The sequence below is a fragment of the Cellulomonas shaoxiangyii genome (genome assembly GCF_004798685.1).
Lineage (GTDB): Bacteria > Actinomycetota > Actinomycetes > Actinomycetales > Cellulomonadaceae > Cellulomonas > Cellulomonas shaoxiangyii.
Map to the genome: position 1 here is coordinate 2,884,070 of NZ_CP039291.1, position 16,184 is coordinate 2,900,253.

Sequence of the window (16,184 nt, forward strand, 5' to 3'; positions counted from 1 at the left end):
AATCTAGGTCGGCCGCACCACCGCGGCATCCGGGCGCCCGCGGTACGCGACCCCGGCCGGGGGCGTACCACCACGCAGCGGGTACGCACGCTCCTGCTGCCACGCGCGTCCGTCGTGGACGAAGCGGTGCAGGTGGGTCACGAGGAACGTGGCCTCGTACCCCTCCATCGCCTCCTGCGCGGCGTCGAGGGCCGGCTCGTCGAGCTCGTGCGCCACGGTGACGTGCGGGTGGTAGTCGTAGCGTGGGTCGTGCGCGAGCGGCCCCGCCCGCAGGGCCCGCTCGATCGCGGTGCACTCCCGCGCACCGCGCGCGAGCGGCACGAAGACGACGGGCGTGACCGGGCGGAACGTCCCCACCCCGCGCAGGTGCACCTCGAACGGGCCGTGGGCGTCGGCGACGGCGCGCAGGTGGTCGTCGAGCGACGCCCGGGCCTCGTACGGCACGGGCGTCGGACCGACGAGCGTGACGTGCGGGTGCACGTGCTGCGCGTCGGGGTCCCCCGACCGCGCCCGGGCCTCGAGGAGCTCCGTGCGGTACGGCTCCGGCACGGCCACGGCGACGCCGACGAGCCGCTCGCCGGGACCGCACGGCGGGAGCCTCATGGGCGCGTCCGCCGCCGCGGCAGCAGGCCCGACCGGTCGTACACGCGCTCGAGCGTCGGGACGGCGAGCGCACGCGCGCGCTCCGCCCCGTCCGCCAGCACGTCGTCGAGGGCCGTCGGGTCGGACAGGTAGTGCCGGACGCGCTCCTGGAACGGCGCCAGGAAGTCCACCACGACCTCGGCCAGGTCCTTCTTCAGGTCGCCGTAGCCCTTGCCCGCGTAGTCCGCCTCGAGCGACGGGACCGTCCGGCCGGACAGCGCCGAGAAGATCGTCAGCAGGTTCGAGACGCCCGGCTTGGTCGCCGGGTCGTAGCGGATCTCCCGCTCGGCGTCGGTCACGGCCGAGCGGATCCGCTTCGCGACGACCTTCGGGTCGTCCAGCAGCTCGATCAGCCCGTTGGGGCTCTCGGCCGACTTGCTCATCTTGGCCGTCGGCTCCTGCAGGTCGTAGATCTTCGCCGTCGCACCCACGATGTACGGCTCGGGGACGACCACCGTGCCGGCACCGAAGCGCGAGTTCAGCCGCTGCGCCAGGTCCCGCGTGAGCTCGAGGTGCTGGCGCTGGTCCTCCCCGACCGGCACGAGCGCCGTGTCGTACAGCAGGATGTCCGCGGCCATGAGCACCGGGTACGTGAACAGCCCGACCGTCGTGCCCTCGGACCCCTGCTTGGCGGACTTGTCCTTGAACTGCGTCATGCGCGCGGCCTCGCCGTAGCCGGTGTGGCACGACAGGACCCACGCGAGCTCCGCGTGCTCGGGCACGTGCGACTGCACGAACAGCGTCGACCGCGCCGGGTCGACCCCCGCAGCGAGGTACTGCGCGGCCGTCCGGCGGGTGCGCTCGCGCAGCACCGCGGGGTCGGGCGCGACCGTCAGCGCGTGCAGGTCGACCACGCAGTAGATGGCCTCGTGCGTCTCCTGCAGCGCCACCCAGTGCGTCAGGGCCCCGAGGTAGTTGCCCAGCTGCAGCGAGTCCGACGTGGGCTGCATGCCGGAGAAGATCCGGCCGGCGGCCGGCGTCGTGCGCTGCGGCGGCGACGTGGGCAGCACCTGGGTCATGCGGGGCCTCCTGAGGGGGACGAGCCGGAGGGCTCGGGTCGAGGTCGGGCACGGGACGACGTGCGGGACGAGAGCGGTCGGACGGTGCTGTCGCGGCGGCCGGGGCGTCGCGAGGGGTGCGGGGCGCGGGCCCCGACGGCGGTCAGGTGGCCTCGTCGTCGAACGGCGCCGGACCGGCCCACGCGGCCGCGGTGCGCGGCGCGGCGGCACGGGGTGCGGCGGCACGGGCCGTGCCCGCGGCGCCCGCCGTCGCGGCCGCCGTGCCCGTGGCGCGGGACGGCGCGACGTCGTCGAGCAGGGCGTCGCGCACGATCCGCCGCGGGTCGTAGCGGCGCGGGTCCAGGGCGGCCCAGTCCACGTCGCCGGCGACGTCGCCGAGCTCCTCGTCGACACGCTGGCGCGTGTCCCGCACGACGTCGCGCAGCCGCCGGACCCAGCCGGCCAGCTGCTCGGCGTACGCGGGCAGGCGTTCGGGCCCGATCACGAGGGCGGCGACGAGCAGCAGGATGAGCAGCTCACCACCGTTGATGCCCAGCACCCCGACAGGGTACCCCCGCGGCCTGGACCACCGTCCGAGGACGGCGGCGCCCGGCCGGCGCGTTCTCGTCCGTCCGACGTCAGTCGGACGTCAGTCCGTCGAGCCGGACCCGCACGGCACGCTCCCGCTCGCCCGTGCGCACGCGGAGCTCGACGGTCTCGCCCGGCTCGCGTGCCCGGATGTCGACGATCAGCTCCTCCGAGGCGGTCACGGGCCGGCCGTCGACCGACAGGATGACGTCGCCGCGGCGGACGCCGGCGCGGTCCGCGGGACCGTCCGGCGTGACGGCGGGCCGCCCGTCCGGATCCTCCTCGAACACGCGGACACCCTCCCCCGTGTACTCGGGGTCGAGCAGGACGCCGATCACCGGGTAGGTGGCACGGCCGGTCGTGATGAGCTGCTCCGCGGTGCGCCGCGCCTGGTTGGAGGGGATGGCGAAGCCGAGCCCGATGCTCCCGCCGGCGGCGCCGAGCCCGCCCGGGAGCTGGGCGATCGCGGAGTTGATGCCGACGACCTGACCGCTCGCGTCGACGAGGGGGCCGCCGGAGTTGCCCGGGTTGATCGCCGCATCGGTCTGCAACGCGTTGATGAACGTCTGGTCGTTGCCCTCGCCCGCGACGACCGGGCGGTTGCGGGCGCTGACGATGCCGGTCGTGACGGTCCCGACGAGGCCGAGCGGGGCGCCGACCGCGACCACCGGGTCTCCGACGACCACGGCGTCGGAGTCACCCAGCGGCAGCGGCGTCAGACCGGTCGCGTCCACCTTCACCACCGCGAGATCGTACTCCGAGGTGGCCCCGACGACCGTCCCGTCGAGCTGGGTGCCGTCCGCGAAGACCACGACGAGGCGACCGTCGCCCGCACCGGCGACGACGTGGTTGTTGGTGAGCACGTAGCCGTCCTCGCGCAGGACGAACCCGGAGCCGGAGCCCGCCCCCTCCGCGTTCTCGACCTCGATCGAGACCACGCTGGGCAGCACGCCCGCGGCGATGCCCGCGACGGACGACGCGTCCCGCTGCACCGGTGCGGCGGCCGGCGGCGGGGCGGACGGCAGGTCCGCGGTCGCCGGTCGGCCGTCGTCCCCCCACGTCCGGGCGCCGACGGCGCCGCCGAGGAAGCCCGCCACCAGTGCGAGGAGGATCAGCGGCACGACCCACGCGACGGACAGCGCGCGGCGGCGCGGCCGGCGCCGGGGGACGGGACCGGAGGCGGCCACCGGCCACGGCGGGGCCGCGGAGCCGGCGGGGGCGGCGGGATCCGCCGGGTGCGCGCGGTCGTGAGGGCCGGGTGCGGCGACGGGGGCGGTTGGGCGGGCACCGCCGTCGGGTGGTTCCGGGACGCCGCGCATCGGGGCTGTGGCGTCCACGGGCTGGGCGCCCGTGGGGGGCTCGGTGCGCCGGTAGGCGGACGGCGCCGCGAAGAGCGCCGCGGGCGCGGGCGCCGAGGCGGGTGGCACGGGCGCGGCGGCAGCCGGCACGGGCGCAGCCGGCGCGGGCGCCGGGGCCGCGGCGTCCGGGGCCTGCCCCGGCGGTGTCACCGCGTCGGCGGGCTCGCGGTCGTCCGGCGTCACGGGGCCTCCAGCGTGCTCGTCACGGTCTGCCACCCCCGGCCGATGCGGCCGACGACCGTGTCGTCGTAACCGCCGGCGGGGAACGCCCCCACGATCGCGTCGACGTCCTCGTCGTCCTCCGGGCCGACCACCTGCACCACGGTCGACTCCGACTGCCACGCGACGAGCAACGGCTCGGTGGACAGCACGTGCACCTGCCGGCCGCCGACCGTGCGCACGGGCGCGCCCGCGAGCGCGGCCGTGTCGAGCCGGCCCTGCTGCTCGGTCACCACGACCGTGCCGGACGGCGCGTCGAGCTCGACCTCGAGCACCCGGCGGTCGTCCCCCGACCACCGGATCGCGCGCACGCGCCAGTCGGCGGGGAGCTCGCGCGGGAACGTCCAGCCGTGCCCGCGCAGCCAGGTGACCGAGTCCGGCGACACCGGGACCGCGTCGGTGCCCGCGTCCCGGCCGTCGGCCGCCAGCAGACCGAGCACCGCGGCGGGGTGCGACGACGGCGCGACGGCGGGTCGGGCGCCGAGGGCGAACAGCATCGCGGCGACCGCGCCGACCCCGGCGACCGACCCGAGCACGAGGCGTCGCGACGCCCGCCGGCCCACCACGTCGCCCCGCAGGGCGTGCGTCGCGTCGCGCGGCAGCGCCTGGCCACGGTGCGGCGACCCGGACGCCGGGACCGCGAAGGGGTCCCGCGCGGCGGGGCCGGGCGGGACCGCGGGCTCCTGGGCGCAGAGGGAGAGCAGGCGGGCGGTCAGGTCGTCCGTCGGGCGCACCTCGTCGGCCGCGGCGAGGGCGCGGCGCGCGGCGCGCGCGGCGGCCAGCTCACCGGCGCACAGCGGGCACCGCGCGACGTGCGCGAGGGCCCGCTCCGTCGCGGCGGCGTCCAGCTGGCCGTCGACGAGCGCGCTGATCCACGACCCGAGGTGCGTCATCCCACCTCCACGACGGACGGCGGTCCCGTGACCGCGGGCTCGGGGTCGCCGTCCGCGGCGGACGGCTGACCGACCGGACGGGGCCGGCGGTGCTCGAGCGAGTCGCGCAGCCGGGCGCGGGCGCGGTGGATGCGCGAGCGGACCGTGCCGAGCTTGATGCCGAGCGTCACGGCGATCTCCTCGTACGACAGGCCCTCGATGTCGCACAGGACCACGGCGGCGCGGTACTCGGGGGGCAGCGCGTCGAGCGCACGCTGGACGTCGTGGTCCAGGTTCGCCGCCTCGAACGCCCGCTCGGGGGTGCTCAGCGCGTCGGGTGAGGACCAGCGCTCGGTGTCGTCGCCGATCGTCTCGATGCGCACGCGCTGGCGGCGACGCGCCTGGTCGAGGAAGAGGTTCGTCGTGATGCGGTGCAGCCAGCCCTCGAAGGTGCCCGGGCTGTACGTGTGCAGGGACCGGAACACCCGGACGAACGTCTCCTGCGTGAGGTCCTCGGCGTCGTGCCGGTTCCCGGTCAGCCGGTACGCGAGGCGGTAGACGCGGGCGGAGTGCGTGCGGACGATCTCCTCCCACGACGGGACCTGCCAGTCAGCGGGCGGCGTGCTCATCGGTGGGTGATCGTCTCCTCGCGTGCCGGCGGGACGGTCCGGCCGGACGTGCACCGCCAGTGTCCCAGGTCGCACCCCGCCGCTCGACCCGTGTTCGTCGTGGGCGCAACAGTGGCAGAACGACCGGCGCGGCCGCCCGGTTCCCCGGGCGCGCCCGCGTGCGGGACTACGCTGGCGGCGGGCCGGCGCACCCGCACGCCGCTCCGGGCCGCCACCCGGCCCCCGCGCCGACCGGCCCCGCACGCTCCCACCCGAACGCTCCCGCAGGAGGACGCCATCTCCACCGACAAGGCCCAGAGCTGGGTCTACTGCGAGGAGTTCCTCACCGAGGACGACGTGCTGGTGCGCGCCCGTGAGCGCGCGTCCCACCTCGGCTGCACGCCCGTGCTGCCCGGGACCGGTGCGGCCCTTCGCGTCCTGGCGGCGGCCGCGCAGGCACGTGCGGTCGTCGAGGTCGGCACGGGCGCCGGCGTGGGTGCGCTGTACCTGCTGCGGGGCATGCCCGCGGACGGCGTGCTGACGACCATCGACATCGAGCTGGAGCACCAGCGGGCGGCCAAGGAGGCGTTCGCCGAGGAGGGTGTGCGCAGCACGCGCACCCGCACGATCTCCGGCCGGGCGTCGGACGTGCTGCCGCGCCTGACGGACGGCGGCTACGACATGGTCGTCGTCGACGCGGACGTGGAGGGGACGCCCGGCTACGTCGAGCAGGCGGTGCGGCTGCTGCGGCGCGGCGGCGTGCTCGTCGTCGACGACGCGCTGTGGCACGACCGCGTGGGCGACCCCGCGCGGCGCGACGAGGCCACGACGACGATGCGTGACGTGGGCCGGCAGGTCCGGACCGACGACCGGCTGATGCCCGCGCTGCTGCCGACGGGCGACGGCCTGCTGGTGGCCGTGCGGCGCTGACCGCACGACCCGCGGCTGACTGCACGACCCCGTCCCTCGCGGGGACGGGGCCGCGGCTCAGGCCAGCCGCGCGAGCCAGTCCAGGAGCAGGCGCGCGCCGTACCCGGTGGCTCCCTCGGTGACCTCGTGCTTGTCCGCGGGCGCGCGGCCGGGACCGGCGATGTCGAGGTGCGCCCACGCGCGGTCGCCGACGAACCGCCGCAGGAAGAGGGCCGCGGTGATCGAGCCGCCGCCGATCGCCCGGTCCACGGGGACGTGCCGCAGGTCCGCGACGGACGAGAGCACCGCCTCGTCGTAGTCGTCCACGAGCGGCATGTGCCACGCGAGCTCGCCCGTCCGCTCCGCGGCCGCGAGCAGCCCGGCCACGACGGCCTCGTCGGTGCCGTACAGGGCGGCGTGCTGCTTGCCCAGGCCGAGGGTCGCGGCACCCGTGAGCGTCGCGACGTCCACGAGGACGTCCGGCTCGAGCGTCGCGTCGGCCCACGCGAGGCCGTCGCCCAGCACCAGGCGGCCCTCGGCGTCGGTGTTCGCGATCTCGACGGTCGTGCCGCCGTAGAGCCGCAGCACGTCGCCGGGGCGGTAGGACGCGCCGCCCACGTGGTTCTCCGCGAGCGGCAGCACCGCGGTGACGCGGTGCCGGACGCCCGCCTCGGCGGCGCCGAGCACGGTCGCGAGCGCGACCGCCGCGCCCGCCATGTCGGTCTTCATCGGCACCATGGCCTCGCGCGGCTTGATGGACAGCCCGCCCGTGTCGTACGTGATGCCCTTGCCGACGACGACGACGTGCCGCCCGTCCGCGGCCGGCGGCGTGTAGCTGACGCGGACGAGCCGCGGCGTGGACGCCGAGCCGGCGCCCACGGCCAGGATGCCGCCGAAGCCGCCCGCCGCGAGCTCGCGGGGGCCGAGCACCTCGACCTCGAGGCCCGCGCGGGACGCGAGCCGGCGCGCACGGTCGGCCATCCACGCGGGGTTCTTCACGCTCGACGGCGTGTTGGCCAGGTCGCGGACCAGCCAGGTGGCGGTCGTGGCGATGCGCGCGGCGTCGACCGCCGCGGCCACGGCCGCACCGTCGCGGCCGAGCAGCACGAGCTCCCCGGGCGTCTCGGCGCTCGGGGCCGAGCCGGTGCGCGGCGTGCTGTAGGACGCGAGGAGGTACCCCTCGGCGACGGCGCGCGCGGCCTCCGCGGCACCCGACGCCGCGTGGTGGGTCTGCGCGCCCACGGTGGCGGCGACGCGCCGCAGCCCCCGGGTCGCACGGGCCAGGGCGGCACCCGCGCGGCGCAGGGCGGTCGGGGTCTCGTCGCCGACGCCGACGAGCACGATGCGCGGGGGCAGGCCGGCCCACGGCAGCACGACGGACGAGCCGACCGGCTGCGGGAGGTGGACCGTGAAGGCCTCCCCCGCCGCACCCGTCAGACCCGCACGCTCCGCCAGCTCGGCGAGGTCGACGCCGTACCGGGCCGCCGCCTGGGGCGTGCCCGTGCGGGGCTGCAGCGCGTCGTCGCCCTCGCGCGCGGGTGCTACCTGGACCGCCACGGCGTCGACCGACCCGTCCGTGAGGAGCGGGGAGTCGACGACCGTGGCCGCGTGCAGCGTGACGACCGGCGGGGTGCGTGCGGCGCCTGCCGCGGACGCCGCCCGACGGGTCGTCGTGAGACCGGCGGGGCGTGCACCCGTGCCGGTGCGCCGGCCGGTGGTGCGCGGGCTCACGGGGTCGTCAGCTGACGACGGAGGTCAGTGCCTCGCCCAGCTCGGCGGCCTCGGTCGCGTTCAGCTCGACCACCAGCCGTCCGCCGCCCTCGAGCGGGACGCGCATGACGATGCCGCGACCCTCCTTGGTGACCTCGAGGGGTCCGTCGCCGGTCCTCGGCTTCATCGCGGCCATGCGGCCTCTCCTTCGCTTCGTGCGTGACCGGCCGACGGGTCGCCGGGCCGGCCCGACCCTCGCTGGATCAGTCCCTGATCAGCCGGATGTCCGCCGACCATCCTAGGTCACCGGGGCGACCGTCGGGCCGGTGGTCCAGGTATCCGCGCCCGTCAGGGGCACGGGGCGCACCCGGACGGGTACACGGCGCTCCCGGCACGGCGGGTCACGGCGGCCAGTCACCCCCGGGGTTGAACTCCCACATCTGCCGGATCCACAGCACCTGGAGACCGAGCATGAGCGCGAGCACCGCCCCGAACCAGACCCGTCGGGCCCACGCGGGGCGCGTCACGACGCCGGCCGTGACGGCCCCGAGGGGGAACGCGAGCAGCAGGAACCGCGCGAGGCTGCTGCCCGGTTCGATGACGGCCAGGATGTAGACGACGTACGCGGCACCCCAGGTGTGCAGCTCGGGGCCGAGGCGCCACGCGGCGGGCACGAGCAGCACGGCAGCGACCAGCAGGAAGCCGGCCACCGTCAGCCACGGCCCCCGGTCGCCCAGCCAGAACTGCGGCACGTACCCCCAGCCGGAGAACGGCACGACCTCGCGCACGCCGCGCCACGCCTCCTGCGTCTGGAGGTACCCGTCGGGCACCCCCGTCCTCCAGCCGCACACGGCCGGCCACGCGAAGCCCGACACGCCCGCCCACACCGCGAGCGCCGCGAGCCCCGCCGTGCCGGCCGGGCGCAGGTCGTCCTCGCCACGCCGCGTGCGCCACCACCGCACCGCGAGGTGGACGACCACGACGGCCGCCATCGGCAGGGCGACCGCGCGCGTGAGGCCGAGCGCGAGGACCACGAGCGCCGTCCACGCGTACCGGCGCCGGACGAGCAGCAGCAGCGCGGACGCGACCAGCAGGAGCGCGAGGGACTCGGTGTACGCGACCTGCAGCACCGCGGACGTCGGGAACGCGCACACGAGCGCCACGGTCGCGAGCGGCAGCCCGGGCCGCGCCGCGACCGCGCGCGGCGCGCCGTGCACGACCGCCTGGTGGACGACGAGCGCGGCCCCCGCGCCGAGCAGCAGCGCGACCGTCGGCGCGAGGACGACCCACGTCCCGCCGGTCAGCTCCATCAGGCCGCGGACGAGCATCGGGAAGAGGGGGAAGAAGGCCCACGCGTTCTGCTGCACCAGCCCGTCGGCGCCGCGCGGCAGCTCGGACGGGTAGCCCTGCTCGGCGACCTGCCGGTACCAGGAGCCGTCGTACATCAGGGCGACGAACGGCTGGTAGTCGGGGTGCGCGTCGGTCCAGAGGTTCGCCTCCTGGACCCCCGAGGTCCACACGAAGACGGCTGCGGCGAACGCCCGGCTCGCGACGTAGAGGAGGAGGACGTGCGCCCACCACGGCCACCGGCGCACGCGCTCCCAGGGCGACGCGGCGGGGGACCTCGCGGCCCGCGTCGCGTCCTGCGTCGCGCCCTGCGTCGCGTCGTGCGTCGCGTCGTGCGTCGCGTCCCGCGTCGTGCCGTGCGCGACGGGGCCGGGCCCGTCGGCGCCCGTGCTCACGCCATGCCCCGCACCGCGACCGCGGGCGCACGCTCCGCGCGGACCGCGGCGACCATGTCGACCGCGCGCCGGGTCGCGGCCACGTCGTGCACGCGGAACACGCGCGCCCCCAGCCAGGCCGCGACGGCGGTGGCCGCGAGCGTGCCCTCGAGGCGCTCCTCGGGCGGCAGACCCAGGGTCTCGCCGACGACGTCCTTGCGCGACACTGCCATGAGCACAGGGTGCCCGATCTGCACGATTCGCGGGGTCCTTCTCAGCAGGTGCAACGAGTGCCACGTCGTCTTGCCGAAGTCCAGGGTCGGGTCCACGAGCACGGACGCGGGGTCGACGCCGAGCGCGACCGCCCGCCGGGCCGCCGCGGTGAGCGTCGCGACGACGTCGTCGACCACCGCGTCGAGCGGGTCGCCGCCGTCCCCTCCCGTGCCGTCGGCGCGCGGCAGGTAGGCCACCCGCCACGGGTCGGTGCGGGGCGCGGCACCGCCCGTGTGCGAGCAGACGACGCCGAGCCCACGCTCCGCCGCGACCTCGACCAGCCCCGGGTCGTGGCCCGCCCACGTGTCGTTCACGAGGTCCGCGCCCGCGTCGGCCGCGGCCCGCGCGACCCGCGCGCGCCACGTGTCGACGCTGACGAGCAGCCCCGGGTGCCGCGCACGCACCCGCTCGACGACCGGCACGACCCGCGCGATCTCCTCGGCTGCGTCGATGCGCGGCCCGCGGCCCGCGCGCACGCCACCGACGTCCAGGACGTCGGCGCCCTCCGCGACGGCGCGGTCGACCGCCGCGTCGATGCCGTCGGCGTCGTGGCGCGCCGCCGCGTAGAACGAGTCGGGGGTGCGGTTCACGACCGCCATGACCACGGGGTGCTCCGGGCCGAAGGTGCGCCCGCGCAGGCGCAGCGGCGCCGCACCGGCGGGGACGCCGCGCAGCGGCGGCGGGGCGGGCCCGTCGCCGTGCACCTGCGGGTCCGTCACCAGCCCGCGTCCGACTCCGAGCGCGTCGCGCCGTCGGTCCCGGCGGGCGTCCCCTCCGACGCGCGCGCCGCCTCCGCCTGCGCGCGCTGCGCCGCGCGGAACGCGGCCTGCTCCTCCGCGCGCAGCTCGGCGCCGCGGCGCACCACGACGTCGACGGCCTCCTCCGGCGAGTCGGTCACGTGCAGCAGGTCGAGGTCGGCCTCGGCGATCATCCCGTGCGCGTGGACGGTGTCGCGCAGCCAGCTGATGAGACCCGACCAGTAGTCGGTGCCCACCAGGACGATCGGGAAGCCCGTCACCTTGTGGGTCTGGACCAGCGTGAGCGCCTCGAACAGCTCGTCGAACGTGCCGAAGCCGCCCGGCAGCACGATGAAGCCCTCGGAGTACTTCACGAACATCGTCTTGCGGGCGAAGAAGTAGCGGAAGTTCACGCCCAGGTCGACCCAGCGGTTCATGCCCTGCTCGAACGGCAGCTCGATGCCGAGGCCGACCGAGAGTCCGCCCGCCTCGGACGCGCCGCGGTTCGCGGCCTCCATGATCCCCGGGCCGCCGCCCGTGATGACGCCGTACCCGGCCTGCACGAGACCCTTCGCGACCTCGCGCGCGAGCGCGTAGTACGGGTCGTCGGGCAGCACCCGGGCGGAACCGAACACGCTCACGGCGGGGCCGACCTCGGCGAGCGCACCGAAGCCCTCGACGAACTCGCTCTGGATGCGCATGACGCGCCAGGGGTCGTCGTGGAGCCAGCGGCCACCGTCGCCGCGGAGCAGCAGGCCCTGGTCGGACGTGGTCGCGGGGATCTGGTCGCGCCGCATGAGCACGGGGCCGCGGCGGTACTCCGGCTCGGGTGCCGACATGTCGTCGTGGGTCATGCGCCGACTCTAGGTCGCCGGGCGCCGGCACTCAGCCCGAGCAGTGCGGCGGCGGCCCGGACGGCGCCGTCAGGACAGGCCGAGCGGCAGGTCCTCGGGCCGTGCGCCGCTCAGCCACGCCGCCAGCGCGGCGCGGCTGCGCACGATCTGGTCGACCGGGCAGCGCTCGTCGCGCGTGTGCGCGAGCAGCGGGTCGCCGGGGCCGAAGTTGACGGCGGGCACGCCCAGGGAGGAGAACCGCGCGACGTCGGTCCAGCCCTGCTTCGCCGCCGGCGCGCCGCCGGTGACGGCGAGCACGGCGGCCGCGAAGTCCTGCGCCAGCGGGTCGTCGAGGCCGGGGCGCGCGCCCGGTGCGGCGTCCACGACCACGACGTCGTACCCGGCCAGGACCTCGCGCACGTGCGCGGTCGCCTCCTCGACGGACCGCGACGGCGCGAAGCGGTAGTTGACCGTGACGACGCACTCGTCCGGGATGACGTTGGTCGCACGCCCGCCGGCGATCAGCACGGCGTTGAGGCCCTCGCGGTACGTGAGCCCCTCGACGTCGAGCGTCGCGGGCGCGTACGCGCCGAGCCGGCGCAGCACCTCCCCCGCCGCGTGCACCGCGTTGACGCCGGTCCACGCCCGCGCGGAGTGCGCCGCGACGCCGTGCAGCCGCACCTCGGCGCGCAGCGTGCCGTTGCACCCGCCCTCGATGCCGCCGGCCGTCGGCTCGCACAGCACCGCGAAGTCGCCCGCGAGCCAGTCCGGGTGGTTCCGCGCGACGCGGCCGAGGCCGTTGAGCGCCGCGTCGACCTCCTCGTGGTCGTAGAAGACCCACGTGACGTCGTGCACGGGCGCGTCGAGCGCCGCCGCGAGCGACAGCTGGACCGCGACGCCGGCCTTCATGTCCACGGTGCCGCGGCCCCACAGCACGTCGTCCTCGAGGCGGGTCGGCAGGTTGTCCGTCACCGGCACGGTGTCCAGGTGGCCGGCGACGACGACGCGGCGGGCCCGGTTCAGCCGCGTGCGGGCCAGCACGGCGTCGCCGTCGCGCAGGACCTCGAGGTGCGGGTACCCGCGCAGGGCGGCCTCGACGGCGTCCGCCAGGCGCGTCTCGTCGCCCGAGACGGAGGGGATGTCGCACAGCTCCCGGGCGAGCGTCACGACGTCGGCGGACAGGTCAAGGGAGTCGACGGCCACCCGGCGACCCTACGCCGCGGCCCGCGGCGGCCGGGCACCGCTCCCGGCAGGGCGTAGGCGCCGCGCACGGGTGCGGCGGACGGACGGGCGTCCGGGTCCAGACCGTAGGCTTGACGACCATGACCGACCGCACGGCCTGGGGCCACGGCCTGGCCACCCTCACCGACGACGGCACGACGCTCGACGTCTGGTACCCCGCACCCGCCCTGGGCGCACCGCCCGCCGACACCGCCGTCCCGGACGACCTCGGTGCCGCCGAGCGTGACGACGCCGCGCGCGGGGTGCGCGTCCGCGTCGTGACGACGGTCGTCGACCTGGACGCGCCGCCGGCCGACACCGCCGACGCCTACCTGCGGCTGCACCTGCTGTCGCACCGGCTCGTCGCACCGCACGGCCAGAACCTCGACGGCGTCTTCGGGGTCCTGCCGAACGTCGTGTGGACGGACCGCGGACCGTGCGCCGTCGAGGGGTTCGAGGCGACCCGCCTACGGCTGCGCGTCGCGACGGGCGCTCCGGTCACGGTCTACGGCGTCGACAAGTTCCCGCGGATGGTCGACTACGTCGTGCCGACGGGCGTGCGCGTCGCCGACGCCGACCGCGTGCGCCTCGGCGCGCACCTCGCGCCCGGCACGACCGTCATGCACGAGGGCTTCGTGAACTTCAACGCCGGCACGCTGGGCACGTCGATGGTCGAGGGCCGCATCTCGGCGGGCGTCGTCGTGGGCGACGGCTCGGACGTCGGCGGCGGGGCGTCGATCATGGGCACCCTGTCCGGCGGCGGCCGGGAGGTCGTCTCCGTCGGGCGGCGCAGCCTGCTCGGCGCCAACGCCGGGCTGGGCATCCCGCTCGGCGACGACTGCGTCGTCGAGGCCGGCCTGTACGTCACCGCGGGCACGAAGGTACGGCTCGTCGGCTTCGACGTCCCGGACGCGGCGACGGCCGAGGACGGCGCCCGGGTCGTCAAGGCGCGCGCGCTCGCGGGCGCGGACGGCGTGCTGTTCCGCCGCAACTCGCAGACCGGCGCCGTCGAGGCCGTCGCACGCTCCGGCGCCGGGGTGCAGCTGAACACCGCGCTGCACAGCAACTGACGGTGGCCGGGCCGTCGTCGTCCCGTCGCCGCCGCCGCCCGAGGGTCGCGGCGGCCCTCATGGCGTCCCTCGTGCTCGTCGGCGTGCTCGTCGCCGCCGTGGCGGGCGTGGTCACGCTGCTGGACCGCACGCACCCGGCCGCGCCCACGGCGGAACGCTGCGTCGCGCACCTCGACGGCACGGACTGGCGGCTCAGCCCCGACCAGGCGCAGAACGCGGCGCTCGTCTCGGCGCTCGCGGTCCGGCGGGGTCTGCCGGCACGCGCCGTCACCATCGGCATAGCGACCGCGCTGCAGGAGTCGAAGCTCGTCAACATCGACTACGGCGACCGCGACTCGGTCGGGCTCTTCCAGCAGCGGCCGTCGCAGGGCTGGGGGACGGTCGAGGAGATCATGGACCCCGTCTACTCCACGGGGCGGTTCTACGACGGGCTCGTCGAGGTGCCCGGCTACGGGGACATGCCCATCACCGAGGCGGCGCAGGCCGTGCAGCGCTCCGGGTTCCCCGACGCGTACGCGCAGCACGAGGGGCGCGCCCGCGCGTGGGCGTCCGGCCTCACCGGGTTCTCCCCCGCCGCCGTGACGTGCGACCTGCGTCCCGCCGACGGCGCGGCCGGCACCGACCCGTTGCTCGGCCGGCTCGTGCGCGACCTCGGCGAGCTGCCGGTGGCCGTGCGCCCGGCGGACGCCGCGCAGGCGACGCCGCACGCGGTCGACGTCACCGCCGACGCGCTGGCGCCGGGCGACCCGCCGCGGGCCGCCTGGGTCGCGGCCCACTGGGCCGTCGCGGTGGCGGCCGAGGTGGCCGTCGACGAGGTCGCGGTCGCCGACCTCGTGTGGTCGCGTGGCGCGCCGACGTGGGGCCCGGCCGAGGCCCCGCTGCCCGCGGGACAGGTCCGGATCGTCGTCGCCGGCTGACGGGCGCACGCCCGCGCGGGCACGGACGACGCGCCGGCACGGACGACGGAGCCGGTGCCGCCACGACGGGCGGCACCGGCTCCGGTGCTCGTGGGTCGGCCGCGGCCGGCCGGTCAGCGCTCCGCGACGTCCACGTAGTCGCGCGCGGTCGCGCCGGTGTACACCTGGCGCGGGCGGCCGATCTTCGTCTGCGGGTCGTTCATCATCTCGCGCCACTGGGCGATCCAGCCGGGCATGCGCCCGAGCGCGAACAGCGGCGTGAACATGCGCTCCGAGAAGCCCATCGCCTTGTAGATCAGGCCCGTGTAGAAGTCGACGTTCGGGTAGAGCTTGCGGGAGACGAAGTACTCGTCGCCCAGCGCGATCTCCTCGAGGCGCATCGCGATGTCGAGCAGCTCGTCGTTGCTGCCGAGCGCCTGCAGGACCTCGTGCGCGCTCTCCTTGACGATCGCGGCGCGCGGGTCGTAGTTCTTGTAGACCCGGTGGCCGAAGCCCATGAGCCGGACGCCGTCCTCCTTGTCCTTCACGCGCCGCATGAAGTCGGTGGCGTCCCCGCCGTTCGCCTTGATCTCGTCGAGCATCGTCAGCACGGCCTCGTTGGCGCCGCCGTGCAGCGGCCCCGACAGCGCGTTGATGCCCGCGGCGACCGACGCGTAGATGTTCGCGTGGCTCGACCCGACGATGCGCACGGTCGACGTGGAGCAGTTCTGCTCGTGGTCGGCGTGCAGGATGAGCAGCTTGTCCAGGGCGTTGACGACGACCGGGTCCGGGTCCCACTGCTGGTACGGCACCGCGAACGTCATGCGCAGGAAGTCCTCGACGTACCCGCGCGAGTAGTCCGGGTAGAGCAGCGGCTCGCCCTTGGACGTGCGGTGCACGTACGACGTGATCGTCCGCGTCTTCGCGAGGATCAGGACCGTGGCGAGCTCGACCGTCTCCGGGTCGAACGGGTCGAGCGACTCCGGGTAGAACGTGGACAGCGCGTTGAGCGCGGAGCCCATGACGGCCATCGGGTGCGCCGCGCGCGGGAACGAGCCCAGGAACGTGCGGAAGTCCTCGTGCACGAGCGTGTGGCGGTTGACCCGCTCCTCGAAGGCCGCGAGCGTCGGCGCGTCCGGGAGCTCGCCGTGGATGAGCAGGTAGGCGACCTCGAGGAACGAGGACTGCGCCGCGAGCTGCTCGATCGGGTACCCCCGGTAGCGCAGGATCCCCGCGTCGCCGTCGATGTAGGTGATCTGCGACTCGCACGCGGCGGTGTTCATGAACCCCGGGTCGACCGTGACCATCCCGGTGTCGCGCAGCAGGGAGGACACGACGATGCCGTCGTTGCCCTCCGTGGCCGGCACGACGGGGAGGTCGCGGGTCTGCCCCTCGACGACGAGCTGCACGGGAGCCTGGACCGGGGCGGTGACGACGTCCGACATGGTGTTTCCTTCCTGCGCCGACCAGCGGCAGCGGCCCTGCGGTTGCTGGGCTCCTCGACGACCGACGCGAGGGGTGACCCCCGT

16 protein-coding genes are annotated in these 16,184 nt (G+C 76.1%); 3 read left to right on the forward strand and 13 right to left on the reverse strand.

Annotated features, from left to right (window positions below; genetic code table 11):
- Nucleotides 1–3: 3 nt before the first annotated feature.
- The 6 genes from E5225_RS12990 to sigE form a co-directional block, all read right to left on the reverse strand.
- The gene (locus E5225_RS12990; RefSeq protein ID WP_135974303.1) at nt 4–603 is read right to left on the reverse strand and encodes a 2'-5' RNA ligase family protein; all 600 of its coding nucleotides are present in this window, start codon (nt 601–603) and stop codon (nt 4–6) included.
- Complete coding sequence (gene trpS, locus E5225_RS12995; protein ID WP_135974304.1) at nt 600–1,661, reverse strand: tryptophan--tRNA ligase; 1,062 nt, start codon at nt 1,659–1,661, stop codon at nt 600–602. Before trpS ends, E5225_RS12990 begins: the two co-directional genes overlap by 4 nt.
- Nucleotides 1,662–1,803: 142 nt before the next feature.
- Nucleotides 1,804–2,199 (reverse strand): twin-arginine translocase TatA/TatE family subunit, encoded by a 396-nt coding sequence (locus E5225_RS13000; protein ID WP_136225456.1) that lies wholly within the window; start codon nt 2,197–2,199, stop codon nt 1,804–1,806.
- A gap of 79 nt (nt 2,200–2,278) precedes the next feature.
- Nucleotides 2,279–3,769, reverse strand: coding sequence for a S1C family serine protease (locus E5225_RS13005; RefSeq protein WP_244243665.1), 1,491 nt, complete (start codon nt 3,767–3,769; stop codon nt 2,279–2,281).
- Nucleotides 3,766–4,698 carry a zf-HC2 domain-containing protein gene (locus E5225_RS13010; protein ID WP_135973186.1) on the reverse strand — a complete coding sequence of 311 codons (933 nt, stop codon included), beginning with the start codon at nt 4,696–4,698 and terminating at the stop codon, nt 3,766–3,768. Before E5225_RS13010 ends, E5225_RS13005 begins: the two co-directional genes overlap by 4 nt.
- Complete coding sequence (gene sigE, locus E5225_RS13015; protein WP_135973187.1) at nt 4,695–5,306, reverse strand: RNA polymerase sigma factor SigE; 612 nt, start codon at nt 5,304–5,306, stop codon at nt 4,695–4,697. Before sigE ends, E5225_RS13010 begins: the two co-directional genes overlap by 4 nt.
- A 276-nt stretch (nt 5,307–5,582) precedes the next feature.
- Between sigE and E5225_RS13020 the strand changes: the two genes are divergently transcribed.
- Nucleotides 5,583–6,215, forward strand: a complete 633-nt coding sequence (locus E5225_RS13020) for an O-methyltransferase (protein ID WP_135973218.1) — start codon at nt 5,583–5,585, stop codon at nt 6,213–6,215.
- Between the two features lie 57 nt (nt 6,216–6,272).
- Here the strand turns inward: E5225_RS13020 and E5225_RS13025 are convergent, their stop codons facing one another.
- The 6 genes from E5225_RS13025 to dapE form a co-directional block, all read right to left on the reverse strand.
- Nucleotides 6,273–7,808: a leucyl aminopeptidase family protein gene (locus E5225_RS13025; protein WP_135973219.1), complete on the reverse strand. Its 1,536-nt coding sequence runs from the start codon at nt 7,806–7,808 to the stop codon at nt 6,273–6,275.
- Nucleotides 7,809–7,932: 124 nt separating this feature from the next.
- On the reverse strand, nt 7,933–8,100 hold the full coding sequence (locus tag E5225_RS13030; RefSeq protein WP_013772033.1) for a DUF3117 domain-containing protein: 168 nt from the start codon (nt 8,098–8,100) through the stop codon (nt 7,933–7,935).
- Between the two features lie 205 nt (nt 8,101–8,305).
- A complete protein-coding gene (locus tag E5225_RS13035) occupies nt 8,306–9,646 on the reverse strand; it encodes a hypothetical protein (RefSeq protein WP_208012521.1) in 1,341 nt (446 codons plus the stop codon).
- Nucleotides 9,643–10,620, reverse strand: coding sequence for a dihydropteroate synthase (gene folP, locus E5225_RS13040; protein ID WP_424945131.1), 978 nt, complete (start codon nt 10,618–10,620; stop codon nt 9,643–9,645). The genes E5225_RS13035 and folP overlap by 4 nt, the downstream gene beginning before the upstream one ends.
- Entirely contained in the window at nt 10,614–11,489 is an 876-nt protein-coding gene (locus E5225_RS13045) for an LOG family protein (RefSeq protein ID WP_135973188.1), read from the reverse strand. Before E5225_RS13045 ends, folP begins: the two co-directional genes overlap by 7 nt.
- A gap of 69 nt (nt 11,490–11,558) precedes the next feature.
- Complete coding sequence (dapE, locus tag E5225_RS13050) at nt 11,559–12,671, reverse strand: succinyl-diaminopimelate desuccinylase (protein ID WP_135973189.1); 1,113 nt, start codon at nt 12,669–12,671, stop codon at nt 11,559–11,561.
- 119 nt (nt 12,672–12,790) lie between these two features.
- Between dapE and dapD the strand changes: the two genes are divergently transcribed.
- Nucleotides 12,791–13,759: a 2,3,4,5-tetrahydropyridine-2,6-dicarboxylate N-succinyltransferase gene (gene dapD / locus E5225_RS13055; protein ID WP_135973190.1), complete on the forward strand. Its 969-nt coding sequence runs from the start codon at nt 12,791–12,793 to the stop codon at nt 13,757–13,759.
- Between the two features lie 59 nt (nt 13,760–13,818).
- On the forward strand, nt 13,819–14,676 hold the full coding sequence (locus E5225_RS13060) for a hypothetical protein (protein WP_135973191.1): 858 nt from the start codon (nt 13,819–13,821) through the stop codon (nt 14,674–14,676).
- Nucleotides 14,677–14,789: 113 nt separating this feature from the next.
- Here E5225_RS13060 and E5225_RS13065 read toward each other — a convergent pair whose 3' ends face one another.
- Nucleotides 14,790–16,100 carry a citrate synthase gene (locus E5225_RS13065; RefSeq protein ID WP_135973192.1) on the reverse strand — a complete coding sequence of 437 codons (1,311 nt, stop codon included), beginning with the start codon at nt 16,098–16,100 and terminating at the stop codon, nt 14,790–14,792.
- Nucleotides 16,101–16,184: the final 84 nt, after the last annotated feature.